We start from the raw sequence: 25196 nt of genomic DNA, 5'->3' as shown, positions 1-25196 counted from the left end.
GGCGAACGATGGAAGGTGGCCCGTCGGCCGCCTTCTTCATGCCGGGAGGCGCGTCCGCTCCAGTGCCAAGGCCAACAGGCGCGCCTCCAGCCAGGCTCTCGCGCCTCGCGGGGCCGCCAAGCCCATGCGTTCGAACGCGTCGGGGTCACCGGCAGGACGGTTGGCCACCGCGCCGGCCACGGTCGCCAGCTTGCCCCCGCGCGTGGCAGTGGCCTGCGCCAGCCACGACAGCGCCCGGACCAGGCGTTGCTCCACCGGGGTGAAGTCGCTTCCCAACGGGTAGTCGGGCAGGGTGCCGTCGCGTCGAAGCGGGGCGAGTGCGGCCTCGAGCCGTTCCGGCGTATTGCGCGACCACGCGCCCGGTGCAGTGAAATCGCGGGCCAGCTTGCGGTGGTCGCGCGCGGTGTCGAGCAATGCGGGCTGGAACCGCGCATCCGTGACCGCCGCCATTGCCACGATGCAGTCCTCGTCGGTCCGGCCGCGCAGGTCGGCCACGCCGTACTCGGTCACGTAGATGTCGCGCAGGTGGCGGGGGATGGTGGTGTGGCCGTAGCTCCAGCGGATATTCGACTCCGGTCCCGCGCCGGCGTTGCGGACGGCGCGCAGCATCAGCACCGAACGTGCATCGGGCAGTGCGTGCGCCACCGCCACGAAGTTGTACTGGCCGCCGACCCCCGAAACCACGCGCCCGTCCTCGAGTGCATCCGACACCGCCGCGCCCAGCGCGGTCGCCATCATGCAGCTGTTGAAAAAGCGGGCGTCGCGGCGCTGCAACCGTTCCAGCGTTTCGTGCCCGCCGTAGAGTTCGTTGACCTCGCTGATGCGGCGCATGCCGATGCCGGCGCGATGGTCGTCGGGCAGGGTGCGCAGCCAGTCGTAGAACTCGTGCGACCCCAGGTAGAAGGCGCCGTGCAGGAACTGGCCGTCCTGTTCCAGGCGCGCCGTGTCGGAGGGCGTGGCTTCGCCCCGGGCGACGCGCTGCATGAGGTCGGCGTCGTCGACCACCCTGCGGCGGATGACACCGGCCTCCACCAGCCGCTTGAACCCCTCGTTGAGCATCTCGCTGCAGCCGTACAACCCGGTTGCGAACGGTGACAGCGCCGGGTCGTGCGCCGCGGGCGAGTCCAGCGCCACCAGCACGCGGCGGTAGGCGCCGTTGTCGGTGTGCCGAAGCGCCAGCGCATGGCACAGCGCGTCGGCCAATGCGCCGATGCCTATCTGCAGGGTGCCGCCGTCGCGGACCAGGGTGCTGGCGTGGAAACCGATCGCATAGTCCACCGCGCTGACCGGCTGCCGCGGCAACGCGAACAGGCGTGGATACGGTGCCGGCGGCGTGACCACCAGATCGAAGTACGAGGCGTCGACGGCCGCGCTGCCGCCCAGCCACGGCAGCCGTGGGTCGACCTCCGCAACCAGCAGCGGGCGTGGCAGGCCGCGCGCGAGCACCGCATCGACGGCGTCCTGGGTGAGGTCGGTGTTGGACGATAGCGACAGCCGCGTGCCGTCGGGCGATATGGCGACCTTCTGCACGATGGCGTTGACCCCACGGTCGGCCAGTGCGCGCGCCACATGGGTGTAGTTGAGGCTTGCATAGGACTGCTGCGCCTGCGCCGACCCCAGCATGGCACCGGACTGCAGGTAGAACTCCTCCACCGCCACGTGGGGCGGCAGCGCGTCGCGGCGCATGGCCCGCACGTAGGCCAGGCGGGGAAAGTCATCGCCGAAGTGGCGCTCCACGAACGGGCCCAGGAACCGGCCTTCCAGCCCTTCGCCCGCGCGGGGCGGGTCAAGCGACAGCGCGGTGTAGAGGTTCAAGGGCCGCGAGGGGTCGACTTCCACGCGCGCGTAGAGCGCGTTGAGCAGCCGGTGCGGCTTGCCCAGGCCCAGCGGTGCGCCCACGTGGAGCACCCCCGGCAGGTGCTGGAGCATCCATTCCACCGCAGCTTCCAGGCTGTCCAAGCGGGTGGGCGCGGGCCGGTCGGCGGGGGTGGTTGCGGCAGGCAAGGTCATGCCGACAAGCCTAGCGTCGCGGACGTGATGCCGCAGCGGGCCGGTCAATGCAACGGAGAGGCCGGCTCGGTCGCGGGCTGCAGGCTGTCGATGAAGTCGTCGGCCGGTTGGGGCCGCTGGATGTAGTAGCCCTGCGCGCAGTCACAGCCCATCTCGGCCAGCATCGCCAGCGATTCGGCGTCTTCGACGCCTTCGGCGACCACGCGCATCTTGAGGTGGTGGCCCAGGTCGACGATCGAGCGCACCAGCTGGATCGATCGGCGGTCATCGCGCAGGTCGACGATGAAGCCGCGGTCGATCTTCAGTTCGGTGGCGGGGAAGAACTTGAGGTACGCCAGCGACGAATAGCCGGCGCCGAAATCGTCGATCGAGATCCCCAGCCCTTCCATGCGCAGGTCCTCCAGCCGGCGCAGGCTCAGCTTGGGATCCTCCATCAGCGCGCTCTCGGTCACCTCCAGGGTCACTGCCGAGGCGGGGATGTTCCAGATCCCCAGCGCCGAGGTGACCTGCGCGACCAGGTCGCGCTCGCCGAACACCCGTGGCGACAGGTTGATGGAGAAGCACAGGTCCGGATCGATGGCGCGCGCGCGCGCGGCGTGCCGCAGGGTGGCGTTGAGGCTCCAGCGGGTCAGCGGCGAGATCAGTCCGGTTTCCTCGGCCAGCGGGATGAAGCGGTCGGGCGCCACCCATCCCAGTTGCTCGTCATGCCAGCGGGCCAGCGACTCGACCGCGACGATCCTGCGCGTACGCAGGTCCATCATCGGCTGCAGGTGCACGTCCAGGCGATTGGCCGCGATCGCCTGCTGGAGCGATTCGTAGGGAATCAGCGGCGGCGTTCCCTCGGCGTCGTACAGTGCGCTGTCGTCGCTGTCGTGCAGGGACGCGCCATAGGCGGTCTCGGCGTTGTGCAGCAGGCGCTCGGCATTGCGGCCATGGTCGGGATACACGCTGATCCCCACCTTGACCGCGATCGGTGCCGTCCGCTGGCCCACCGGCACGGGCGATTCGAACGCGCGCACCACGCGTGCACCGGCCAGCGCCGCGTGGTTGTCGCCGCGCAACCCCGGCAGCATCACGACGTATTCGTACAGCCCCACGCGCACCACCGTGTCCTGCGGGCGCAACACGCTCGAGATACGGGCGTATGCCGCCTCGCCCAGCGCGTCAGCCGCCGCGTAGCCGTAGAACTGTCCGAACTCGCGGACCCGCTGCAGGCGGACCACCATCACCCCGAGCGCGCCGTCGCCCTCGTGCCAGGCTTCAATCTGGCGTGCAAGCAACGTCACCAGCTCGGTGCGGGTCACAGGAACAGGTCCGCCGGGTCCAGCCCGTGGGCGCCGCGTTCCAGCGGGCGCACCACCTCCACCCGGGGCAGCTCGGGTTGCCGCTCGGCCCGCTCCATCAGGTCCAGCGGTTCGAACGCGTCGCGCAGTCGCTTGTCGGCGTCGGTCAGCAGCATCACCCGCGGCAGCAGGCGTCGCATCGGGTTCTGGGTCATCACCACGCCGACCTCGCCGGTACTGAGTTCGACCAGCGAGCCGGTCGGGTATACGCCCAGGCAGCCGATGAACTGTTCGACCAGTTCGCGCTGGAACAACCGGTCGCGCTCGCGGTAGATCACCTGCAGTGCCTCGTGGCGGGCGATGGCACGGGCGTGCGGGCGATCGCTGGTCAACGCATCGAAGGTGTCGACGATGCCGCCGATGCGACCGAACAACGGGATCGACGCGTCGGCCAGCTGGTCCGGGTAGCCGGAGCCGTCGTAGCGTTCGTGGTGGCTGCGCACCATTTCGCGCACCGGGGCGGCAATGGTGGCGCTCTCGTCCAGCGCGGCCAGCCCCAGCTCGACATGCCCGCGCATGCTGGCGATGCCGGCGGCGTCCAGCGGCCCGGACACGTCCAGAAGCCCCGGGGCAAGCCGCGTCTTGCCGATGTCCAGCAGCAGGCCACCCGCGGCGACGTCCATCAACAGGGCTTCGGGCAGCCCCAGGTGGCGCCCGAAGGCCGCCGCCAGCGCGCTGCAGTTGATGGCGTGGCTGTACGCGTAGCCATCGTGGCGCTGCAGCGCGTTGACCCAGAACATGGTGTCGGCATTGCGCAGGACGCTCTGCACCACCGGCGTGACCGCGTCTTCTACCTGCTTGCCGGACAGCTTCCGGCCCGCGCGGACGTCCTCGATGATGCGCTGGGCCAGCGAGCTGCTTTCGTGGTGCGCCCGCCGTGCGTCCGGCAGCTCCTCGTCGAACCCCCGGGAGTCCGCGTAGCGGGCCTTGCCCAGCTGGGTCTCGTCGATGGCGGGCGCCGGTGTGCGTCGACCCAGCGTCAACCGCGGGGCATCGGGGGGCTCCAGCCCGCGCTCGATGTCGATCCAGACCGACTGGCAGTACTGGCGAAGCAGCGCGAGGTCGTCGTCGGATTCGACCATGAAACCCTGCAGCGGAAACGGCGTCTCGGTCCACGGTCGGTCCAGCCGGCACACGTACATGCCGGCCGCCAGCTTGTCGATCCCGATTTCGCGTTCCTCAAGTCCCATGCGGTGTTCCCTGTGGCCCGGTGGACGGGCGTGCCGCGCACGCCGGCCCGACACCCATCTGGGCAGCCAGGCCGTGCATGTTCCGCGAAATCGCCTGCACCGTGGACCTCGCTCCCCGGCGGTTTTCGCCCATTCCCGGATCCGTACGGTACGCCGTAGTGGGCCAGGCGTGCGCGGCACCCGCATACGGACGGTAACGGCGACGGCCTGATGGCCTTGAGTGCCGGAGGGCATGCGCGCTACAGCTAGCTGAACAAGCCAGGAGGCCGCACATCGGCCCGGCAAGGGACTCATGCAAGCAGCAATTTGCCGGCGGCGATCACCAGCACCACCCCCAGCGTGCGTCGCAGGGCGTCCACCGGAAGCCAGCGCAGCCCGAGCTGGGTGCCCAGCAACGCGCCGACCGCGACCGCCGCCAGCCAGGCCGGGAGTGCCTCGGGCACGGTGCCGGTGGCCTGCACCAGGCCGGCCAGCGCAGTCAGCGAGTTGATCCACACGAACGCCACCGACGTGCCGCTGGCCTGGCGTGTCGGCATCCAGTGCATGAAAAGCAGCAGGGGCGTCAGGAAGATCGCCCCGCCGGTGCCGGTGAGCCCGGACAGCACGCCGATGAGCGCGCCTGCCAGCAGGCCGCCGGGCCACGGTACCCGGCGCCCGGATGCGCGCGCGTCGTCATCGGCCGCGTGCCCGGCACCGCGGAACACGCCGGCCGCGGCCACCAGCAGGACCAGCCCCAGCAGCGTCGAATACCCCTGGGGCGGCAATGGCACCTGCGCGGCAAGGTACGCAGCCGGCGCCGACGCCAGCACGAAGGGCAGGACGTTGCGCCAGCGCACGTGTCCACCGCGCCAGAACCGCCACAGCCCGATGCCCCCCACCAGCAGGTTGAGCGCCAGCGCGGTGGGCCGGATCTGTTCGGGCGCCAGGCCCGACAGCGCCATCACTGCGATGTAGCCGCTCGCTCCGGCGTGGCCGACAGAGGAGTAGAGAGCCGCAACCGGCAACAGCGCCAGCGCCAGCCACCAGGCCGAATCGATCATCGCGCGATGGTACGGACGCGACCGCCACCGCGCGAGCCGCGGCCGGGATCAACTTGCGTCGAACAGCCGTGCCGCCTGCGAGCCCGCAAGCATGGCCAGGACAAAGATCACCGGTTCCAGCGAGCCGTGCGCAAGAGTGGCGAGCGCCGGTCCCGGGCAGAAGCCGGCGATGCCCCAGCCCACGCCGAACAGCATGCTGCCGATCAGCAGCCGCGCATCGAAACGGGGGGCCGGCGCAGGCGGTATGGCGCCGCCGGTCCAGGCCTCGCCCCGCCGGCGCACCCATGCAAAGCCCGGCACCGCGACCGCAAGCGCGCCGCCCATTACCAGGGCGAGCGAGGGATCCCAGCGCCCGGCGATATCCAGGAAATTGAGCACCTTGTCGGGGTCGGTCATGCCCGAGACCGCCAGCCCGAGGCCGAACAACGCCCCCGACAGCAGGGCGTAGGCCGCCGGGTGCGTACGGGCGCTCATGCCAGCACGCCCAGAGCGTGGCGCAGTGCGTACACCGTCGCGAAGCCGGCGCCCATGAACACCGCAACGGCGACCATCGAACGCGGAGACAGCCGCGCCAGTCCGCAGATGCCGTGGCCGCTGGTGCAGCCGCTGCCCAGACGCGTGCCGAAACCGACCAGCAGGCCGCCTGCCAGCAACCATGGCAGCGGGAAGCCGGTGCGCGGCTGCACGCCGGCCACGGCGAACCACACGCCCGCCGCGGCGATCAAACCGAGCAGGAATGCGATGCGCCAGGCCCGGTCGCCTCGTTGTTCCAGTGCGCCATTCAACAGGCCGCTGATGCCGGCGATACGGCCCATCGAGGCCAGCAGCACGGTCGCGGCAAGGCCGATGAGCGCACCGCCGGCCAGCGCGGTCCATGGGGTGAATTCGGTGGGCATGGCAGGTCCTGTGCGAGTCAGAGCCGGTTGATCAGAGCTGGTTGACGGGGATCTTGAGGTAGCGCACGCCGTTGTCCTCCGGCTCGGGCAACTCTCCGGCGCGGATATTGGTCTGGACCGCAGGCAGGATCAGCGTGGGCAGGGCCAGCGAGGCGTCGCGCGTTTCGCGCATGTCCACGAACTGTTCTAGCGTCGTCCCGTCGTGCACGTGGATGTTGCTCCGCTTCTGCTCGCCGATGGTGGTCTCACATGCGAACTCGCGTCCGCCCGGACCGTAGTCGTGGCAGACGAACACGCGCGTGTCGTCGGGCAGTTCGAACAGCGTGTGGATCGACCGGTACAACGTGGCCGCGTCGCCGCCGGGGAAGTCGCATCGCGCGGTTCCGCCGTCGGGCATGAACAGCGAGTCGCCAGTGAACAGCGCATCGCCGATCAGGTACGCGTTGGAATCGTTGGTGTGGCCCGGCACGGGAATGACGCGACCTGCCAGCGCACCTATCCGGAAGGCCTCCTCGGGTGCGAACAGGTGGTCGAACTGCGAGCCATCGACGGGGAAGTGGTCGCCCAGGTTGAATATGGGGCGGAATGTCTTCTGTACGGTCCGGATGCCTTCACCGATCGCGAGCCTGGCGCTGGGGAGGCGGTCCTTCAGCCAGTGCCCCGCGCTGAGGTGGTCGGCGTGGGCATGGGTTTCCAGGATCCACTGCACGTCGAGCGCCTGCTCCTGGACAAACGCCAGCACCGCCTCGGCCGACCCGGTGGAGGTGCGCCCGGCCTTCGGGTCGAAGTCCAGCACCGGATCGACCAACGCCGCGCCCCGGCCATCGGGTTCGACGACGACGTAGGTCCAGGTGTTGCTGTCCTGGTGGAAGAAGGGGTGGACGACGGGTCGCATGGTCGCGCTCCAGGCGGAAGAAGAGAAAGGACGATACATCAGATATTGCTAAATTAGCAAGTTCTACTATACTGTGCGTCTCAACCGGGACCACGATCGCCATGACGCCTGCCCGCTGCACACTGGATTCCGCCGTACCGGGTGGGGTCGCGCCCGCTGGAACCGGGCTGACCGACATTCACGAAATGCAACGCCATGCGGGCGAGGCGGCGGCCTTGCTCCGCTCGCTCGCCAACGAGCAGCGGCTGATGGTGCTGTGCCGCCTGGTAGGCGGGGAGTTGCCGGTCGGACAACTGCTCGAGGGCACCGCGCTCTCGCAGTCGGCCCTCTCCCAGCACCTGGCGGTCCTGCGCGAAGCGGGGTTGGTGTCGACGCGCCGGCAGGGGCAGCAGGTCTTCTACTCGTTGGCGGATGGTCCCGCGTTGCGGGTGATGGAGACCCTGCACGACATCTATTGCGGAGCGAATTCGCCATGATGTGGCTCGCGTGGCTGGGCGCAGCGGCGATCGGCCTGAGCCTGGGCCTTCTCGGTTCGGGAGGGTCGATCCTTACCGTGCCGGTGCTGGTCTACCTGGTGGGGCAGCCCGAGAAACTGGCGATTGCAGGGTCGCTGGCCATCGTCGGTGGCATCAGCCTCATTGCGGCATTGCCCTGGACGTGGAAGCGGCAGGTCGATTGGCGCAACGTTGCCTGGTTCGGCGTGCCCGGCATGGTGGGCACCTGGCTCGGCGCATGGCTGTCGATCTGGCTGAGCGGCGCCCTGCAACTGCTCCTGTTCGCGGTGGTGATGCTGCTGGCTGCGGTGATGATGCTGCGCCCCCCGAAGGCGCTCACCGTGGACGCAGGCGTGGACAGTGCGCTCGACGGCCCTGCCGCGCCTGCGCGCAAGGTCGGCCGTATCGCGCTGGACGGACTGGTGGTCGGCGTGGTGACCGGGCTGGTGGGCGTCGGAGGCGGCTTCCTGATCGTGCCCGCGCTGGTGCTGCTCGGTGGCCTCGCGCTGCACCGGGCCATCGGAACCAGCCTGTGGATCATCTCGCTCAAGAGTTTCAGCGGTTTCGCCAAGTACACCTCCGTGCTTGCAGGGGCCGGCCTGGCCCTGGACTGGCGCCTGATCGGTCTGTTCACCGCGATCGGCGCAGGGGGCAGCCTGCTCGGCGGGCGCTTGGCACGCCGCCTGCCGCAGGCGCAGCTGCAGCGGGGGTTCGCCGTGTTCCTGTTGCTCATGGGTGCCGGCATCGCCTGGCAGACGGCGCCCGCTGCCCTGGCCGCCACCCCTTCCCCCGACCGTTCAGCGGAGATCACCAACATGCACTCCATCGACCAGCTCGTTCCCCAGGCCCGCCACCCGGGGCCCACGCTCGTGGCGGGCGGGCAGCCTGCGCCGCAGGCATGGGACGCCCTGCGCGCCCAAGGCATCACAACCGTGGTCAACCTGCGACCGGAGGCGGAGATGGACGGGCGCGACGAACGCGGCGAAGTCGACGCGGCGGGGCTGGACTACCACCAGATTCCGGTCGACGGCGCCAGCGGCGTCACCACGGCAAACGCCGATGCGCTGTGGTCCGTGCTGGAGGATGCGGAAGGCGCTGTGCTGGTGCACTGCGCCTCCGGCAACCGCGTTGGCGCGCTGCTGGCACTCGGTGCCGCCCGCAACGGCGGCCGCACGCCCGAGGACGCGCTGGCGTGGGGCCAGTCGGCCGGTCTTACCGGCCTGGGGCCCAAAGTGCGCCAGATGCTGGGCTTGCCGCAGGCCCAGTAATCGCGCGCCGGAACCCCGCGGTCAGTCGCGCGCGCCCAACGTGGCGTTGAGCAGCATCGCCAGGTGGCTGCCGCCGGCGCGCACCTGCTGCTCGGCCACGGGCCGCCACGCCTGCAGGTAATCGGTCCCGAGCTTGGCCTTGGCGGGGTAGGCACCCGGGCCCATCGCCACCTTGCAAGACTGCTCCGCCCAGCGCTCCGGCCCCGCCGCCAACGGAACCGCCAACTCCATCGACCGCAGGCGCGCCAGCCACTGGGACTCGTCCAGTCGCGCGGTGTTGAACAGGCCGCTGTCCCACAGCGAATGCAGGTTGCCGCCCTTGCCATCACGACTGCCGTCGGGCCAGTTCACCTGCACGTCGTTGCCGCCGCGGTCGCCGGCATTGCCGGCATGCATGGGTTGGTGGACGTCGCCAACGAAATGCACGACGAACTTCAGCGCCTGCAGGCGCTCGGCCGCGGGTCGTGCGCGGTCGCCGAGGATCGCGGCCTGCTCACCGATTGCCTCGACCACGCAGTCCCCGCCCGGGCAGGCACGCGGCGCGTCGTAACGGCAGCCCAGCTCACCCAGGTTGACGTAGTGCCACGGCGCGCTGCGACGCCCCAGGTCCGGATCATTGGCACGCAGGTCGTCGGCCCAGCTGGCGATGCCGGGCAGGGTGGGCACCGGTTCGCCCGCGAGCAGGGCGGTGATCTCCGCGCGCACCGCAGGGTCCAGGTCGTCCCATGCCAGGGCCGCGACCAGGCGGTGCCCGAGTGGGCCCCAGCCCAGGGCGGGCATGGCGAACAGGCACAGGACGAGGGCGCCGACCAGGCGGGTGGCGAAGCGTGGCATCGGGTGTTCCGGCGTCGGGGCCGACGGCCGGCCTCCGGGGGCGCTAAAATAGCCGGCTTTCCCGCCCCACGCCCGTCAGGAGCCCTCAATGGCGATCAAAGTAGGTATCAACGGTTTCGGCCGCATCGGACGCAACGTCCTGCGCTCGGCCGTGCAGAACTTCGGCAATGACATCCAGGTCGTCGCCATCAATGACCTGCTGGAGCCGGAGTACCTGGCCTACATGCTCCGCTACGACTCCGTGCACGGCCGCTTCGACGGCGACGTATCGATCGACGGCGACCACCTGGTGGTCAACGGCAACCGGATCCGCCTGACCCAGGAGCGCGACCCGGCCAACCTCAAGTGGGACGAGGTCGGCGCGGACGTCGTCATCGAATCCACCGGCCTGTTCCTGACCAAGGAGACCGCGCAGAAGCACATCGATGCCGGCGCCAGGAAGGTCATCCTGTCGGCGCCGTCCAAGGACGACACGCCGATGTTCGTGTTCGGCGTCAACGACTCCAAGTACGCGGGCGAAGCGATCATCTCCAACGCCTCGTGCACCACCAACTGCCTGGCGCCGGTGGCCAAGGTGCTCAACGACAAATGGGGCATCAAGCGCGGCCTGATGACCACCGTGCATGCCGCCACCGCCACCCAGAAGACCGTCGATGGACCGTCCAACAAGGACTGGCGCGGCGGCCGCGGCATCCTCGAGAACATCATCCCGTCCTCCACCGGCGCGGCCAAGGCCGTCGGCGTGGTGTTGCCCGAACTCAAGGGCAAGCTGACCGGCATGAGCTTCCGCGTGCCGACCTCCGACGTGTCGGTGGTCGACCTGACGGTGGAACTGGTGAAGGAAGCGACCTACGCGGAGATCTGCGCCGAGATGAAGGCCCAGTCGGAGGGCGCGCTCAAGGGCATCCTGGGTTACACCGAGGACAAGGTGGTCGCCACCGATTTCCGCGGCGACGCGCGCACCTCGATCTTCGATGCCGAGGCGGGCATCGCGCTGGACAGTACGTTCGTCAAGCTGGTCAGCTGGTACGACAACGAGTGGGGCTATTCCAACAAGTGCCTCGAGATGGTCAAGGTGGTCGCGGGCAAGTAAGCGGCAGCGGGACCGGTCAATGGAAAGCCCCGCGACCGCGGGGCTTTTTTTTTGCCACGTCGCCGCGGCTCCCCATCGTGGCCGAAGCCGCCGGCAGTGGCGAACCGGTGCGGCGGCCAGGCCGCCGTCAGAACGCCGCGTCGAAAGCGACCTCCCCCTGCACGCCGACCTGGTAGGCCGACACGCGGCGCTCGAAGAAGTTGGTGACCTCCTGCACGTCCTGCAGGTCCATGAAACCGAACGGGTTGGTCGCGCCGAAGTGCTTGGGCATCCCCAGCTGCGCCAGGCGTTGGTCGGCGCAATACTCCAGGTACTGGCGCATGTCCTTGAGCGACAGGCCGACCACGCCCCCGGACAGCACGTCGGCGGCAAACAGCGCCTCGCACTCCACCGCTTCGACGAACATCGCCACCACCTGCGCGCGCAGGTCTGCGTCGAACAGGTCCGGCTCCTCCTCGCGCGCCACGCGGATCACCTCGAAGGCGAACGCCATATGCCCGCTTTCGTCGCGGAACACCCAATTGGTGCCCGACGCCAGTCCGTTGAGCAGGCCGCGCGAGCGCAGGTAGTAGACGTAGGCGAACGCGGCGAAGAAGAACAGGCCCTCGATGCAGCCGGCAAAGCAGATCAGGTTGAGCAGGAACTGCCGGCGCTGGGCGCGGGTCTCGATGCGTGCCAGCCCCTGGATCGAATCGATCCAGCGGAAGCAGAACGCGGCCTTGGCGCGGATCGACGGAATGTTCTCCACCGCGTCGAAGGCCCTGGCGCGTTCGGCCGGGTCGGGCAGGTAGGTATCCAGCAGGGTCAGGTAGAACTGCACGTGCAGCGCTTCCTCGTAGAGCTGGCGCGACAGGTACATGCGCGCCTCGGGCGCGTTGACGTGCTGGTAGAGATTGAGCACCAGGTTGTTGGAGACAATGGAGTCGCCGGTCGCGAAGAACGCCACCAGCCGCTCCACCAGGTGGCGCTCGGCAGGGCCCAGTTTTTGCTGCAGGTCGTTGACGTCGAGCGAGAAGTCGACCTCTTCCACGGTCCAGGTGTTGCGGATCGCGTCGCGGTACATCTCGTAGAAGCGCGGGTAGCGCATCGGCCGCAAGGTGAGGTCGAAACCGGGGTCGAGCAGGTGGGTGGGCATGGTGGATCCTTGGAATTCGAGGTTGGCCCGACCGGACTCGCGTGGTGTAGGAGCGACGTAAGTCGCGAACGCGCAGGGAACCGGTGGGTCGGCGGGTCGCGACTCACGTCGCTCCTACGATGGAGCGCGTCGAGTCTTCTGGGGACTGCATGAACTTCTGTAGGAGCGGCCTTAGCCGCGATGGGAGTCGGCGCGGGCGAACGATTTCAGATCGCGGCTAAAACCGCTCCTACAAAAGCGTGGGGGATTACTGGCAGGCCTCGCAGCTCTCCGGATTTTCCAGCGAGCAGGCAACCGCTTCATCCACCGGCACCGGCGCATGCGCTACAGCCTTCCCGACGGTCGCTTTCGCGATCTTCGTCGCCGGGCGCGAGCGCAGGTAGTAGGTCGTCTTCAGCCCGCGCTTCCAGGCGTACATGTACATCGACGACAGCTGCCCGATGTTGGGGCTCTCGATGAACAGGTTGAGCGACTGGCTCTGGTCGATGTACGCGCCGCGGTCGGCGGCCATGTCGATCAGCGCGCGCATCGGCAGCTCCCACACGGTGCGGTAGACCTCGCGCAGCGACGTGGGAATCGCTTCGATGCCCTGGATCGAGCCTTCCGCCATCTTGATGGCATCGCGCATCTCCGCCGTCCACAGGCCCAGCCGCTTGAGTTCGCCCACCAGGTACTTGTTGACCACCAGGAAGTCGCCCGACAGCGTTTCGCGCTTGAACAGGTTGCTGACCTGCGGCTCGATGCATTCGTAGCAGCCGGCGATCGAGGCGATGGTGGCGGTGGGCGCGATGGCGATCAGCAGCGAGTTGCGCAGGCCGTGCGCGGCAATGCGCTCGCGAAGGGCATCCCAGCGTGCAGTGTCGGCGGGTGCCACGTCCCAGGCCTCGAACTGCAGCGCGCCGCGCGCCGCGCGGGTGTCGCCGAACGCCGGGTGGCGGCCGCGTTCCAGCGCCAGCTCGCACGACGCCGACAGCGCATGGAAGTAGATCGCCTCGGCGATCTCACGCGACAGCTGTCGCGCGGGTTCGGAGTCGAACGGCAGGCGCATGCGGAAGAACACGTCCTGCAGGCCCATCGCCCCAAGGCCGACCGGCCGCCACTTCAGGTTGGCGCGGCGCGCGGTCTCGATCGGATAGAAGTTCAGGTCGATCACGCGGTCGAGCTGGCGCACCGCCAGGCGGACCGTTTCGGCCAGGCGTTCGAAGTCGAAGGCGACCCGGCCGTCGTCGCGGGTGTCGAGGTGGTGGGCCAGGTTGATCGACCCCAGGTTGCACACCGCGGTTTCGTCCTGCGAGGTGACCTCCACGATCTCGGTGCACAGGTTGGACAGGTGCACGACGTTGCCCGCCAACGCGGTCTGGTTGCAGGCGCGGTTGGACTTGTCCTTGAAGTTCATCCAGCCGTTGCCGGTCTGCGCCAGCGTGCGCATCATCCGCCCGTACAACTCGCGCGCCTTGACCTGGCGGGTGGCCAGGCCGGCGGCTTCGGCGGCCCGGTAGGCGCGGTCGAAGCCCTCGCCGTACAGATCGGTCAGCTGCGGCACGCGGTGCGGGTCGAACAGCGACCACGTCGCGTCCGCCTCGACCCGGCGCATGAACTCGTCGGGGATCCAGTTGGCCAGGTTGAGGTTGTGGGTGCGCCGGGCCTCGTCGCCGGTGTTGTCGCGCAGCTCCAGGAACTCCTCGACATCCGCGTGCCACGGCTCCAGGTACACGCAGGCCGCGCCCTTGCGCTTGCCGCCCTGGTTGACCGCGGCGACCGAGGCGTCAAGCGTCTTAAGCCACGGCACGATGCCGTTGCTCAGGCCGTTGGTGCTGCGGATCAGCGAGCCACGCGAACGGATGCGCGTATAGCTCAGGCCGATTCCGCCGCTGAACTTGCTCAGCTTGGCCACGTCCATGTAGCCGCGGTAGATCGCCTCCAGCGAATCCTCCGGCGAGTCCAGCAGGAAGCAGCTGGAGAGTTGCTCGTGGGTGGTGCCGGCGTTGAAAAGAGTGGGCGAACTGGGGATGTAGTCCAGCTGCGCCATGCGCCGGTACAGCGCCAGCGCGTCGGCCACGTCCTCGCTCAGCGCGCAGGCCACCCGCAGGAAGAACTGCTGCGGCGTCTCGATCACGGTGCGCGCGGTGGGATGGCGCAGCAGGTAGCGGTCGTACAGCGTGCGCAGGCCGAAGTAGTCGAAGCGCCGGTCCAGCGAGGGATCGATCGCGTCGTTGAGCTTGCGCGCGTTGGCCTGGACGAAGCCCAGCAGGCGGTCGTTGATCAGGCCCAGTTCGTGCCCGCGCTGGACCGACTGCGAGAACGCGTTGATGTCGATCGCCGCGACTTCCTTGCCGATGACGCCGGCCAGCAGGCGCGCGGCCAGGCGGCCGTATTCGGGCTCTTCGGCGGTTAGCAGGGCGGCGGTGCGGATCGACAGTTCGTCGAGTTCTCGCGTCGAGGCGCCGTCGTAGAGGCCCGAGATCGTGCGGGTGGCCACGCGCATCGGGTCGATGGCGTGCAGGTCGTCGCTGCAGCGGACGATCGCGCGCACGATCTTGTTGAGGTCGACCGGCTCGCGGCCGCCGTTGCGCTTGGCGACGGTCATGCCCAGCGCGGCGGCGGGCGGGGCCAGGGCGAAGCCGTCGCCGGGCGCGCCGGATGCGGCAGGCAGCCTGCGCGCGGGCTTTGCGGCCGTTGCCGTGGCGTCGGTCGACGGATGCGGGGGCGTTTCGGCGCCGGTCTCGGTGGGTGCCAGGGCGGTGTTGGTGGTGGTCATGCGTGAACTCCAGTGCGTGGGCGCACGGGTCGTCGATCCCCCCCTCGAAGGACGACGCGCGCGGGCGCGGACGCACCGCCGGCCGGGCCTGCGCGTGCAGGGCCGGACGGGCAGGCACGGCCTCGCCCCCGCGGGCGCGGAATCCTGGGGGGGTGGAGCGCGGTTGTCGCACGGGCGAACGCCGCCCGCGAGCCGCATCAACGATGCGTCGCGACACCGGCCGTCTTCCCCCGAAGACTCGCTTGCCGGTCACCGCGCGGTGTGCATCGCGCGGCTGTCGGCAGGTCTTCGGACTCTGGACGCGGACCGGTGCTCTTGATCAGGCAGGAGCGGCTTTGGCTGCCCAACGGGTGCCAGAAGCATCGCGGCTGAAGCCGCTCCTGCGTGGAGCTCTTTCCACCTACTGGCCGTCGCTTCCCGGGGCGCGTGCCCCAGTGCCATGACGGCGGTCGTTTCCACTACCGCTGCGGGGCAGTGCCGGCATTGGACCCAGGTCCGCACCGGCTTCCCTTTCAAGCCGACCGCGAGGCCGGCACCGACGCGCACAACATAATGGGGTGGTGCGCATGCGTCAACGCAAGATGTGGTGTTGATGCCTCGGCGTCAGCACGTATCACCCGCGCCTTGCGGTGGTGTAACGTGCGCCGCACAAGGGGATGGGGAGTCGGCGATGGAAGGGCTGATCGTTCTACTGGTTCTGGCCGTACTGGCGGTGCCGGTGGGGCTGATCGTGGCGTTGGTGAAGATCGGCAGCCTGCGCGGGCGGGTCGATGTCCTGGAGCGCGACCTGGCGACGATGCAGACTGCCGCGGGGTCGACGTCCCGGGCGCGCGCGCCGGAGCCCGATCGTGTGGCTCCGGATTCCCGCCATGGCACCGGCTCTGAAGCGGATCTGCAGGGCGAGGTCGAGGCCGCGCAAGGCCCGACCCTGGCCGAATTGATGCGCCAGCAGGCCGGGCCTGCGCCCACGCATGCCACCGCCAGGGCGGCACAGGCGGCGTCGCGATCCTCGTCCGCGCCGGTGCCGCCGGCAGCCTCGCCAGTGGATGCATCGCCGTCGGGCGTTTCCTCCGGGGGGGCATCGCCCGCAGAGGCACGGCGCGCGGAGGCAGCGTCAAACGGCCGGACGCCGCCGCCACTACCTGGCGCCGCGCGCGGGGTGCCGCCGCCGCGCAGGCCGGATGTGGTGACCCTGGGCCTGCGCGCGGTGCGCCGCTGGTTCAGCCAGGGCAACGTGCCGGTCAAGGTCGGCATGCTGGTGCTGTTTGCCGGTGTCGCGGCGCTGCTCAAGTACGCCGGCGACCAGGGCTGGATGACGTTCCCGATCGAGTTGCGGCTGGCCGGCGTCGCGGCCGCGGCGATCGCCGGGCTGGTGTTCGGCTGGCGCCAGCGCGAATCCCGGCGCAGCTTTGCGCTCGCGCTGCAGGGCGGCGCCATCGGCGTGCTGCTGCTGGTGGTGTTCGCCGCGTTCAAGCTGCATCCGCTGCTGCCAGCGCCCGCGGCGTTCGCGCTGAGCGTCGTGCTGGTGGCCAGCGCCGGCGTGCTGGCGGTCAGGCAGGACGCGGTGGCACTGGCCTGGCTGGGGATCCTGGCCGGCTTCCTGGCACCGATCTGGCTGTCGACCGGGCCGGGCAACCACGTCGCGTTGTTCGGCTACTACGCGGTACTCAACGCGGCGATCTTCGGCATCGCCTGGTACCGCTCGTGGCGCGCGCTCAACGTGCTGGGGTTCCTGTTTACCTTCGCCATCGGCACTGGCTGGGGCGTGCTGCGCTACCGGCCCGAGGACTACGCCACCACGCAGCCCTTCCTGCTGCTGTTCTTTGCCTTCTACCTGCTGCTGCCGATCCTGCAGGCTCGCCGCCGCGCCGGCCGTCGCGACGGGCTCGACAGCTGCCTGCTGTTCGGCGCGCCGCTGGTGGCGTTCTCGCTGCAGGCGGGGCTGGTGCGCGACATGCTGATCGGCGGCGAGCGCCTGCCGCTGGCGTTCTGCGCGCTGGGCCTGGCCGCCGTGTACGCGGCGCTGGCCTGGGCGCTGCGCAGGCGCGCGCTGTACGCGCCGCTGGTGGCGCCATACGCGGTGCTGGCGGCCGGATTCGCCACCCTGGCGGTCCCGCTGGCGCTGTCGGCCAGTGCCACCGCGGGCATCTTCGCGCTTGAAGGCGCTGCGGCGGTCTGGCTGGGGCTGCGCCAGAACAGTCGCCTGCAGCAGTTGGCCGGCGCCGGGCTGCAGCTGGTGGCCGCGATGGGGTTTGTGATCGGCATGGACACGGCTGGCGCTGGCGGCCGCGCGCTGGCCAACGCGCCCTTCATGGCGGCGCTGCTGATCGCGCTGGCCGGCTTCGCCAGCGCATGGAGCTATCGCCGGACCGATGGCAGCCCGCTCGCGCTCGGGTACTACCTGTGGGGCCTGGCGTGGTGGCTGGGCAATGGTCTGGCCGAAATAGAGGCATTTGCCGCGCCCGCCATGGCGCCGGACCTCGTGATGATGCTTGCGCTGGCGACGGGCTGGATTGCCATCGAGGCGCACCGCCGTCTGCTGCCCGCACCGGCGCTGCAGTGGACGGGCGCGCTGGCTCTGGTGGCGGCGTTGCCGATGGCGCTGGTCCAGCAGGACGCGCACGTGCATCCGCTGGGGGCGCTGGGGTGGGCGGCCTGGCTGCTGTTCGCGGTGGCGGGCTGGCGCGTAATCCGCGGTCTGCGCGCAGCCGCGGGCCATTCCGCCGACGTGGCGCAGACGGCCTGGCTGCTGGCCTGGCCGCTGCTGGCGTCGCTGTCGCTGCAGCACGCGGGGGGCAGGCTCGGGCTGGGCGACGGCTGGATCTACCTGTTGGCCGTGCTGCCCTGGGGCGCGATGGCCACCGCACTGCAGTGGCGTCCGCGATGGGTGTCCGCGCCGATGACCGATGACTTCATCGCAAGGCGGCCGTGGCTGGTGAACCTGTTTGTCGCGATCGTCGGCGTCGCGTGGCTGGTCGGCCTGTGGGCGGCGGGCGGCAGCCGGCCGCTGCCGTGGATGGCGCTGCTCAACCCGCAGGACCTGGCGCAACTCGCGCTGCTGGCGGTGATGGCGGGCTGGTTGTATGTGCAGCCGGCACTGTTCCGGCAGCGTGCGGCGCTGCTGGCCGCCGCCGCCTTCGTCCTGGTCACCGTGGTCGTGCTGCGCGCCTGCCACCACTGGGGCGGCACCGCGTGGAGCGGCGCCATGTTCTCCACCAGCCTGGTGCAGACCAGCCTGACCGTGGCCTGGAGCCTGCTGGGCGTGCTGGGCTGGATCGTCGGCTCGCGCCGCGGCCAGCGCTCGCTGTGGTTGGCCGGCGCGGTGCTCATGGCGGTGGTGCTGGCCAAGCTCCTGTTGGTCGACCGCCAGCACCTGGGCAACCTGTTGGGCCTCGTGTCGTTCATCGCTTACGGCCTGCTGTGCACCGTGGTGGGTTACCTGGCGCCGGCGCCGCCGCGCGCGGACGGGCAAGGCGATGCCGGACCGGTGGAGGGGCCGGGCCTGTCCGCCCAGTCGGCAGGGGAGTCGGCATGAACCGGGTCGCTGGCGGAACCCGTCTCGATCCCGCATGCCGCGACGGAGCCTGTCCGATGAAACGCGCCACCATTCTGCCGGCGGTGCTGCCGGTCCTGTTGCTGGTGCTGTTGGCGACACCGGCGGGCGCCGCGCCGGCGCCCTATGCAATGCAATGGCCGCTGACGCTCGCCAGCGACGACGCGGGCGCCTACCGGGTCACGCTGGACGAGTCGGTGTATCGCCAGGTGGCCACCCCGGACCTGCGTGACCTGGACGTCCTCAACGCCGACGGCACGCCGGTCCCCACCTCGGTGCTGGACCCGGAGCAACCGCTGGCTCGGCGTCCGCCGACGGTGCCGGTGCCCTGGTTTCCGCTGCCGACGCCTCCGGGCGCGCCATCGCAGGCGGGCGGATCGGACTGGCGGCTGGTGACGCGCGTCGACAGCGACGGTCGCCTGCGTCAGGTCGAAGTGGAGGGCGGCGCTCCGGCAGCCGGCGCCGCCGGACCGGCGCAAGCAACGGCGCTGCTGCTGGACCTGAGCCGCATCCGCGAGCCGGTGGTTGCGCTGCAGCTGCAGTGGAAGCCGGTGGAGGCACTGGACCTGGGCTACCACGTGGAGGCCAGCGACGACCTGGAGCAATGGCGCAGCGTGCCATCGAGTGGCCGCATGGTGGACCTGGGACGCGACGGGCGGCGGCTGCTGCAGCGGCGCATCCAGCTCGATGGCCTGCAGCCGCGCCAGCAGCACGCCCGCTACCTGCGGCTGACGCCACGGGACGTCGCGCCGGCGCTGGAAATCACCGCAGTGGCCGCCGAACCGGCGGGCGCGGCGGCTCCGGTTCCGCAATGGCTTGCGTTGCAGCCGGCGGGCGCCGCGGCCCCGGAGCGCGCGAAGGCGGGCGCCGCGGCGGGCTTCGTCTACGAGACGGGCGGCCGCTTTCCGGTGGAGCAGGTCGACGTGGCGATGCCGGGCAACCACGCGCTGCAATGGCGCCTGGAAAGCCGCGCCGGGGCCGACGCGCCGTGGCAGCTGCGGGCCGGGCCTTGGATGGCCTACCGGGTCGACGGCCCGGGACCAGGTTCGCAGTCGGCGCCGCGCGGGCTGGACCAGCCGGTGCGCGACCGCTACTGGCGCTTGACCCCCAGCGGCCCCACGGGCGGGATGGCCCCGACGCTGCAGCTGGGCTACCGGCCCGAGGTGGTCGTGTTCCTGGCCCAGGGCGGCCCGCCGTATCGGCTGGTGGCCGGCAGCGCCCGGGCCCGGCGCGCGGACTCGCCCTTGCCGCAGCTGGTGTCCACGCTGCGCAGCCATCATGGCGCCGGCTGGCAGCCTGCGCCGGCCTATCTCGGGACGCCGAAGGTGCTGGCGGGGCCGTCGGCGCTGGAGGCGCCGCGCAACTGGACGCAGTGGCTGCTGTGGGCGGTGCTGGCGTTGGGCGCCATGGCCGTGGGGGGATTCGCGCTGAGCCTGCTGCGGGCGCAGCGGGTCGGCGAGGACTGAGCGGCCGGCGGGCCCTGGCGCAACGCGGGTTGCGGCGCCCCGGCCGTGTCACCACGGCTCGTCGCGGCTGCACGCGGTTTCATTCGCGCCCCCCGGCTACGACAATGGCCGGCCCTGGCGCCACCCGCCGCCCCTGGACAGGAGCCTCCCCGTGCCCATCGCCCGCATGACCGACCTCGACCTCGCCGGCAGGCGCGTCCTCATCCGCGAGGACCTCAACGTGCCGATCGAGGATGGGCGGATCACCTCCGAACAGCGCATCACCGCGGCACTTCCCACCCTGAAGCTCGCGCTGGAGAAGGGCGCGGCGGTGATGGTGATGTCGCACCGCGGCCGCCCCAGCGAGGGCGCGTGGAGCGAGGCCGACTCGCTGCAGCCGGTGGCCGTGCGCCTGGCGCAGCTGCTCGGGATGGACGTGCCGCTGGTCAGGGACTGGGTCGGGGGCGTGCCTGTCCGCCCGGGCGAGCTGGTGCTGCTGGAAAACTGCCGAATGAACGTCGGCGAGAAGAAGGACGACGAATCCCTGGCCAAGGCCTACGCGGCGTTGTGCGACGTGTTCGTCATGGACGCCTTCGGCACCGCGCACCGGGCCCAGGCGTCCACCCATGGCGTGATCCGCCATGCAAAGGTCGCATGCGGCGGGCCGCTGCTGATGGCCGAGCTGGACGCGCTGGGCAAGGCCCTGGACCACCCGGCGCGACCGCTGCTGGCGATCGTCGCCGGCTCCAAGGTCAGCACCAAGCTCGAGCTGCTGTCTTCGCTGGTGGGCAAGGTCGACCAGCTGATCGTCGGCGGCGGCATCGCCAACACCTTCATCGCCGCGATGGGCTTCGACGTCGGCAGGTCGCTGGTGGAGATGGACCTGGTCGACACCGCGAAGCAGATCATGGCCGACGCGACGGCGCGCGGCGCCGACATCCCGGTGCCGACCGACGTGGTGGTGGCACCGCGCTTCGCCGCCGACGCCCCGGCCACGGTCAAGGCGATGGACGCGGTGGCCGCCGACGACATGATCCTGGACATCGGCCCGGATACCGCCGCCCGGTACGCGGCGCTGATCGCCCGGGCCGGCACCGTGGTGTGGAACGGGCCGGTCGGCGTGTTCGAGTTCGACGCGTTCGGCAACGGCACCGAGGTGCTGGCGCGGGCGATCGCGGCGTCGGAGGCGTTCTCGATCGCCGGCGGCGGCGACACCCTGGCGGCGGTCGACAAGTACGGCATCGCCAAGGACGTGTCCTACATCTCCACCGGCGGCGGCGCTTTCCTCGAGTTCCTGGAAGGCAAGGAGTTGCCGGCGGTCACGGCGCTGCGCGCACGCGGCTGATCGGCCAGCGGACCCGCTTGACCCACATGACGGTGTAGGAGCGACGTGAGTCGCGACCGCGCACCTCCGGCCGCCTGCGGATCGCGACTCACGTCGCTCCTACAGTGGGAGGAGGCGATCAGATCGTGATCGCGGCTAGGCCGCTCCTACAGGGGCGGCGCTTGGCGGACCGACCCACTCCCGGGCCAGCAGCCCGTACACCGCGCTGTCGCACGTCTCCCCGCCCACGTGCCAGCGCTCGCGCAGCAGGCCTTCGCGTACGAAGCCCTGGCGCTCGACCAGCCGGCACGAAGCCGCATTGCGCGGGTCGATGTCGGCCTCCACGCGGCGCAGTCCCAGCGTGTCGAAGGCATGCCCCAGCACCAGGCCCAACGTCCCGGTTGCCAGGCCGCGACCCCAGTGAGAGGGCCGCAACGCGTAGCCCACCTCCGCGCGGCCCTGGACGCGGTCGATCGCGAACAGGGTCGTGGTGCCGACCAGGGCGTCGTCGCCGGCTTGCGTGACCACCCAGCACAGCATGCGATCGGGGTCGCGCGCGGCGATCGCGCGGGCGAGGTAGTCGTGCACCTGCGACCGGTCGGTCCAGGGCGCGAAGCTCCAGTAGCGCATCGCACGTGGATCGGAGTGCAGCGCAAACAGCGCGTCGGCATCGTCGCCGCGGAAGCCGCGAAGCAACACGCCGCCGCCGGCCAGCCGGGGCAGGGCATCGGAGTCATCGTGGGCGGGGGCTTCGATACACGGCATACGTATTCAGTCCTGGGGGGTGCAAACGCTGTGCTAGCGTTCCGGCAGCCCCGACGAGTCTGCCATGTCCACCATCGCCCGCCGCACCAAGATCCTCGCCACCCTCGGCCCCGCCACCGACCCGCCCGGCGTGCTCGATGCGCTGCTGGCCGCCGGCGTGGACGTGGTGCGACTGAATTTCTCCCACGGCGACCCGGCGTCCCAGGTCGCGCGGGCCGATGCGGTCCGCGAGGCGGCGCGCCGGGTCGGCCGCGAAGTCGGCATCCTGGCCGACCTGCCGGGGCCCAAGATCCGCATCGAGACCTTCGCCGACGGCAAGGTCGAGCTGAAGTCCGGTGACCGGTTCGACCTGGTCGCGAGCGAGGACGCCCCGCCCGGTGACGCCACCCAGGTCGGCGTCAGCTACCTGGGCCTGCCAGGTGACGTGGCACCGGGCGACCTGCTGCTGCTCGACGACGGCCTGCTGCAGTTGCAGGTGGAGTCGGTGGACGGCGCGCGCATCGCGTGCACGGTGCTCAACGATGGCGTGCTGTCCAACCGCAAGGGGCTCAACAAACAGGGCGGCGGGCTGTCACTGGGGGCGCTGACCGAGCACGACGAGGCGCTGATCAAGGTCGCCGCGCAGCTTGAAGCGGACTTCATCGCGGTGTCGTTCTGCCGCACCGCCGCCGACATGGACCGCGCCCGTGCGGTTGCCCGCGCTGCCGGCAGCGAGGCGGCGCTGGTCTCCAAGATCGAGCGCGCCGAGGCGATCGAGAACCTGGCCGAGATCATCGATGCCAGCGACGTGGTGATGGTGGCCCGCGGCGACCTGGGCGTGGAGATCGGCGACGCCGAGCTGCCGGGCCTGCAGAAGAAGATCATCCGCGAATCGCTGGCCCGCAACCGGGTGGTGATCACCGCTACCCAGATGCTGCAGTCGATGGTTGAAAGCCCGATCCCGACCCGGGCCGAGGTGCTGGACGTGGCCAACGCGGTCATCGACGGCACCGACGCGGTGATGCTGTCGGCTGAGACCGCGGCCGGGCGCTACCCGGTCAAGGCGGTGGAGGCGATGTCGCGCATCTGCATGGGCGCCGAGCGCCAGTTCAGCCATGACACCGATTTCGAGAAGGCGCCGCGGAACCTGGAGAAGGCCGACCAGGCGATCGCCATGGCGGCGATGTTCCTGTCCGAACACATCGGCGTGCGCGCCATCGTCGCCATGACCGAATCGGGCGGCACCGCGCGATTCCTGTCGCGCTTCCGGTCCCCGGCGCCGATCTTCGCGCTGTCCCGGCACGCCCCGTCGCGCCGCAAGATGGCGATGATGCGCGACGTCCGGCCGCTGGAGTTCGACAGCCGCGGGCTGGCTTCGCGCGATGCGGCCCGGGTCGCGATCAAGCAGCTGTTCGACGGTGGCCTGCTGGCCGAAGGCGAGCGGCTGATCTTCACCAGCGGCGACCACATGGAGCACCGCGGCGCCACCAATACCCTGCGGCTGCTGCAGGTGGGCCCGGACGGCGTGGCCGAGGGGCTCGGGGAGCTGTAGTCCTGAAGGAGCGGTTTCAGCCGCGATGGCTCTTGTAGGAGCGACGTGAGTCGCGACCCGTGCCCTCCATGGAGGTGCGTTCGCGACTTACGTCGCTCCTACAGAGGGCCCCGCTTCCGGGTGTCTCGATCGCGGCTGGAGCTGCTCCTCCAAGGCGTGTCCCCCGTAACCACTTGTTTCCACTGGGCAGCCGTGGTCCGGGCCGGGGCGCGACGGCTATACTCGCCGGCTTCAACCCGCCAGCCCCAGGACACCCCCCCATGAGCATCGAACTGCTTGCCGAAACCGCCCAGGCGATGGTCGCCGAAGGCAAGGGCATCATCGCCATCGACGAGTCCAACGCCACCATCAAGAAGCGTTTCGACGGCGTGGGCATCGAGTGCACGGAAGAGAACCGCCGCGCCTACCGCGAGCTGTTGCTGACCACGCCGAAGCTCTCCGACCACATTTCCGGTGCGATCCTGTTCGACGAGACCCTGCGCCAGTCCACCCGTGACGGCGTGCCCTTCACCAGGGTCATGGCCGACAACGGGATCATTCCCGGCATCAAGGTCGACAAGGGTGCCCACCCGCTGGCGGGCTTCCCCGGCGAGCTGGTGACCGAGGGGCTGGACGGGCTGCGCGCGCGGCTGGAGGAGTACTACAAGCTGGGCGCGCGCTTCGCCAAGTGGCGCGCAGTGATCAACATCGACGACGACGCGCCGTCGGGCACCTGCATCGAGGCCAACAACCACGCGCTGGCGCGCTACGCCGCGCTGTGCCAGGAGCAGGGCCTGGTGCCGATGGTCGAGCCGGAAGTGATCATGGACGGCAGCCACGACATCGACACCTGCTACGAGGTGACCGAGGTCGTGCTGCGCTCGCTGTTCGGCTCGCTGTACGAGCACAACGTGGTGCTGGAAGGCACCATCCTGAAGGCCTCGATGGTGGTGCCGGGAACCACCAGCGGCGACACCGCCTCGATCGAGGACGTGGCCCTGGCCACCCTGCAGTGCCTCAAGTCGACCGTTCCGGCAACGCTCCCGGGCATCGTGTTCCTGTCGGGCGGCCAGTCCGACGAGGACGCCACCGCCCACCTGGACGCGATGAACCGCATGGGCCCGAAGCCGTGGCCGCTGAGCTTCAGCTACGGCCGCGCCATGCAGTCGGCCGCGCTCAAGCTGTGGTCCCAGGACATCGCCAACAACGTCGCCGACGCGCAGAAGACGGTCTACGCCCGCGCGCGCGACAACGGCCTGGCGGCCATGGGACAGTGGAACAAGGCCGGCTGAGTCCAGGCGGGTCCTTGCAGCAAACGAAAACGCCGGCCCCGTGCCGGCGTTTTTCTTTGGGCGGGGTGTAGGAGCGGCTTCAGCCGCGATCGCAGGCTCGAAGCCAGGCTGTTGTAGGAGCGACGTAAGTCGCGACCGCGCACCTTCGGACACCGGCGCGCCTCGCGACTCACGTCGCTCCTACATGCATCGGGTGGTGCAGATCGCAAGCTCGAAGCCAGGCTGTTGTAGGAGCGACGTAAGTCGCGACGGCGCACCTTCGGTCAGCTGCGTGGGTCGCGACTTGCGTCGCTCCTACGTCTGTATCCCGGCGCCAGGGATCTGATCGCGGCTGAAGCCGCTCCTTCCGGG

19 protein-coding genes and 1 riboswitch are annotated in these 25196 nt (G+C 70.2%); of the genes, 8 read left to right on the top strand and 11 right to left on the bottom strand.

Features of this window, described 5'->3' with window-relative positions; translation table 11 throughout:
- Nucleotides 1-36: 36 nt before the first annotated feature.
- The 7 genes from ACJQWL_RS05565 to ACJQWL_RS05535 form a co-directional block, all read right to left on the bottom strand.
- Nucleotides 37-2010 carry an acetyl-CoA hydrolase/transferase C-terminal domain-containing protein gene (locus ACJQWL_RS05565; RefSeq protein WP_330969532.1) on the bottom strand — a complete coding sequence of 658 codons (1974 nt, stop codon included), beginning with the start codon at nt 2008-2010 and terminating at the stop codon, nt 37-39.
- 44 nt (nt 2011-2054) lie between these two features.
- Nucleotides 2055-3314: a putative bifunctional diguanylate cyclase/phosphodiesterase gene (locus ACJQWL_RS05560; protein WP_330969531.1), complete on the bottom strand. Its 1260-nt coding sequence runs from the start codon at nt 3312-3314 to the stop codon at nt 2055-2057.
- Nucleotides 3311-4543, bottom strand: coding sequence for an HD-GYP domain-containing protein (locus ACJQWL_RS05555; protein ID WP_330969530.1), 1233 nt, complete (start codon nt 4541-4543; stop codon nt 3311-3313). Before ACJQWL_RS05555 ends, ACJQWL_RS05560 begins: the two co-directional genes overlap by 4 nt.
- Before the next feature lie 290 nt (nt 4544-4833).
- The gene (locus ACJQWL_RS05550) at nt 4834-5583 is read right to left on the bottom strand and encodes a sulfite exporter TauE/SafE family protein (protein ID WP_411300762.1); all 750 of its coding nucleotides are present in this window, start codon (nt 5581-5583) and stop codon (nt 4834-4836) included.
- Between the two features lie 48 nt (nt 5584-5631).
- The gene (locus tag ACJQWL_RS05545) at nt 5632-6057 is read right to left on the bottom strand and encodes a DUF6691 family protein (RefSeq protein ID WP_330969528.1); all 426 of its coding nucleotides are present in this window, start codon (nt 6055-6057) and stop codon (nt 5632-5634) included.
- On the bottom strand, nt 6054-6479 hold the full coding sequence (locus tag ACJQWL_RS05540) for a YeeE/YedE family protein (RefSeq protein WP_330969527.1): 426 nt from the start codon (nt 6477-6479) through the stop codon (nt 6054-6056). Before ACJQWL_RS05540 ends, ACJQWL_RS05545 begins: the two co-directional genes overlap by 4 nt.
- Before the next feature lie 31 nt (nt 6480-6510).
- Entirely contained in the window at nt 6511-7374 is an 864-nt protein-coding gene (locus ACJQWL_RS05535; protein ID WP_330969526.1) for an MBL fold metallo-hydrolase, read from the bottom strand.
- Between the two features lie 185 nt (nt 7375-7559).
- On the opposite strand from ACJQWL_RS05535, the gene ACJQWL_RS05530 reads away from it, so the two are divergent.
- Together ACJQWL_RS05530 and ACJQWL_RS05525 are read left to right on the top strand one after the other, a co-directional pair.
- Nucleotides 7560-7850: an ArsR/SmtB family transcription factor gene (locus tag ACJQWL_RS05530; protein WP_330969538.1), complete on the top strand. Its 291-nt coding sequence runs from the start codon at nt 7560-7562 to the stop codon at nt 7848-7850.
- On the top strand, nt 7847-9136 hold the full coding sequence (locus ACJQWL_RS05525; RefSeq protein WP_330969525.1) for a TSUP family transporter: 1290 nt from the start codon (nt 7847-7849) through the stop codon (nt 9134-9136). Before ACJQWL_RS05530 ends, ACJQWL_RS05525 begins: the two co-directional genes overlap by 4 nt.
- Nucleotides 9137-9157: 21 nt before the next feature.
- Here ACJQWL_RS05525 and ACJQWL_RS05520 read toward each other — a convergent pair whose 3' ends face one another.
- Nucleotides 9158-9970 (bottom strand): S1/P1 nuclease, encoded by an 813-nt coding sequence (locus tag ACJQWL_RS05520; protein WP_330969524.1) that lies wholly within the window; start codon nt 9968-9970, stop codon nt 9158-9160.
- An 88-nt stretch (nt 9971-10058) separates the two neighbouring features.
- Between ACJQWL_RS05520 and gap the strand changes: the two genes are divergently transcribed.
- Nucleotides 10059-11063: a type I glyceraldehyde-3-phosphate dehydrogenase gene (gap, locus tag ACJQWL_RS05515; RefSeq protein WP_330969523.1), complete on the top strand. Its 1005-nt coding sequence runs from the start codon at nt 10059-10061 to the stop codon at nt 11061-11063.
- Between the two features lie 127 nt (nt 11064-11190).
- Here the strand turns inward: gap and ACJQWL_RS05510 are convergent, their stop codons facing one another.
- Both ACJQWL_RS05510 and ACJQWL_RS05505 read right to left on the bottom strand, forming a co-directional pair.
- Entirely contained in the window at nt 11191-12198 is a 1008-nt protein-coding gene (locus ACJQWL_RS05510; RefSeq protein WP_330969522.1) for a ribonucleotide-diphosphate reductase subunit beta, read from the bottom strand.
- A 247-nt stretch (nt 12199-12445) separates the two neighbouring features.
- Nucleotides 12446-14785 carry a ribonucleoside-diphosphate reductase subunit alpha gene (locus ACJQWL_RS05505; protein ID WP_411300771.1) on the bottom strand — a complete coding sequence of 780 codons (2340 nt, stop codon included), beginning with the start codon at nt 14783-14785 and terminating at the stop codon, nt 12446-12448.
- A gap of 433 nt (nt 14786-15218) precedes the next feature.
- Nucleotides 15219-15511: riboswitch (cobalamin riboswitch) on the bottom strand.
- A gap of 115 nt (nt 15512-15626) precedes the next feature.
- On the opposite strand from ACJQWL_RS05505, the gene ACJQWL_RS05500 reads away from it, so the two are divergent.
- The 3 genes from ACJQWL_RS05500 to ACJQWL_RS05490 all read left to right on the top strand — a co-directional run bounded on the left by ACJQWL_RS05500 (nt 15627) and on the right by ACJQWL_RS05490 (nt 21299).
- Entirely contained in the window at nt 15627-18491 is a 2865-nt protein-coding gene (locus tag ACJQWL_RS05500; protein ID WP_411300761.1) for a DUF2339 domain-containing protein, read from the top strand.
- 56 nt (nt 18492-18547) lie between these two features.
- On the top strand, nt 18548-19975 hold the full coding sequence (locus tag ACJQWL_RS05495) for a DUF3999 domain-containing protein (protein WP_330969966.1): 1428 nt from the start codon (nt 18548-18550) through the stop codon (nt 19973-19975).
- 151 nt (nt 19976-20126) lie between these two features.
- Entirely contained in the window at nt 20127-21299 is a 1173-nt protein-coding gene (locus ACJQWL_RS05490; protein ID WP_330970061.1) for a phosphoglycerate kinase, read from the top strand.
- A gap of 135 nt (nt 21300-21434) precedes the next feature.
- On the opposite strand, the gene ACJQWL_RS05485 is transcribed toward ACJQWL_RS05490, so the two are convergent.
- Nucleotides 21435-22043, bottom strand: a complete 609-nt coding sequence (locus ACJQWL_RS05485) for a GNAT family N-acetyltransferase (protein ID WP_330969779.1) — start codon at nt 22041-22043, stop codon at nt 21435-21437.
- Between the two features lie 64 nt (nt 22044-22107).
- Here ACJQWL_RS05485 and pyk point away from each other — a divergent pair, with 64 nt between their 5' ends.
- A complete protein-coding gene (gene pyk, locus ACJQWL_RS05480; protein WP_330969778.1) occupies nt 22108-23574 on the top strand; it encodes a pyruvate kinase in 1467 nt (488 codons plus the stop codon).
- Between the two features lie 260 nt (nt 23575-23834).
- A complete protein-coding gene (locus ACJQWL_RS05475) occupies nt 23835-24845 on the top strand; it encodes a class I fructose-bisphosphate aldolase (RefSeq protein ID WP_330969777.1) in 1011 nt (336 codons plus the stop codon).
- The last annotated feature ends 351 nt before the right edge of the window (nt 24846-25196 follow it).

The sequence above is a fragment of the Novilysobacter viscosus genome (assembly GCF_046600715.1).
Lineage (GTDB): Bacteria > Pseudomonadota > Gammaproteobacteria > Xanthomonadales > Xanthomonadaceae > Lysobacter_C > Lysobacter_C viscosus.
This window is presented reverse-complemented; position numbering and strand designations above follow the sequence as displayed.

What these genes read in the sequence shown, in the direction of transcription:
- pyk (WP_330969778.1), top strand. Translation starts at nt 22,108, where the DNA reads ATGTCCACCATCGCCCGCCGCACCAAGATCCTCGCCACCCTCGGCCCC.
- ACJQWL_RS05555 (WP_330969530.1), bottom strand. Translation starts at nt 4,543, where the DNA reads ATGGGACTTGAGGAACGCGAAATCGGGATCGACAAGCTGGCGGCCGGC.
- ACJQWL_RS05525 (WP_330969525.1), top strand. Translation starts at nt 7,847, where the DNA reads ATGATGTGGCTCGCGTGGCTGGGCGCAGCGGCGATCGGCCTGAGCCTG.
- ACJQWL_RS05535 (WP_330969526.1), bottom strand. Translation starts at nt 7,374, where the DNA reads ATGCGACCCGTCGTCCACCCCTTCTTCCACCAGGACAGCAACACCTGG.
- ACJQWL_RS05545 (WP_330969528.1), bottom strand. Translation starts at nt 6,057, where the DNA reads ATGAGCGCCCGTACGCACCCGGCGGCCTACGCCCTGCTGTCGGGGGCG.
- ACJQWL_RS05550 (WP_411300762.1), bottom strand. Translation starts at nt 5,583, where the DNA reads ATGATCGATTCGGCCTGGTGGCTGGCGCTGGCGCTGTTGCCGGTTGCG.
- ACJQWL_RS05475 (WP_330969777.1), top strand. Translation starts at nt 23,835, where the DNA reads ATGAGCATCGAACTGCTTGCCGAAACCGCCCAGGCGATGGTCGCCGAA.
- ACJQWL_RS05520 (WP_330969524.1), bottom strand. Translation starts at nt 9,970, where the DNA reads ATGCCACGCTTCGCCACCCGCCTGGTCGGCGCCCTCGTCCTGTGCCTG.
- ACJQWL_RS05510 (WP_330969522.1), bottom strand. Translation starts at nt 12,198, where the DNA reads ATGCCCACCCACCTGCTCGACCCCGGTTTCGACCTCACCTTGCGGCCG.
- gap (WP_330969523.1), top strand. Translation starts at nt 10,059, where the DNA reads ATGGCGATCAAAGTAGGTATCAACGGTTTCGGCCGCATCGGACGCAAC.
- ACJQWL_RS05505 (WP_411300771.1), bottom strand. Translation starts at nt 14,785, where the DNA reads ATGACCGTCGCCAAGCGCAACGGCGGCCGCGAGCCGGTCGACCTCAAC.
- ACJQWL_RS05485 (WP_330969779.1), bottom strand. Translation starts at nt 22,043, where the DNA reads ATGCCGTGTATCGAAGCCCCCGCCCACGATGACTCCGATGCCCTGCCC.
- ACJQWL_RS05530 (WP_330969538.1), top strand. Translation starts at nt 7,560, where the DNA reads ATGCAACGCCATGCGGGCGAGGCGGCGGCCTTGCTCCGCTCGCTCGCC.
- ACJQWL_RS05565 (WP_330969532.1), bottom strand. Translation starts at nt 2,010, where the DNA reads ATGACCTTGCCTGCCGCAACCACCCCCGCCGACCGGCCCGCGCCCACC.
- ACJQWL_RS05495 (WP_330969966.1), top strand. Translation starts at nt 18,548, where the DNA reads ATGAAACGCGCCACCATTCTGCCGGCGGTGCTGCCGGTCCTGTTGCTG.
- ACJQWL_RS05540 (WP_330969527.1), bottom strand. Translation starts at nt 6,479, where the DNA reads ATGCCCACCGAATTCACCCCATGGACCGCGCTGGCCGGCGGTGCGCTC.
- ACJQWL_RS05500 (WP_411300761.1), top strand. Translation starts at nt 15,627, where the DNA reads ATGGAAGGGCTGATCGTTCTACTGGTTCTGGCCGTACTGGCGGTGCCG.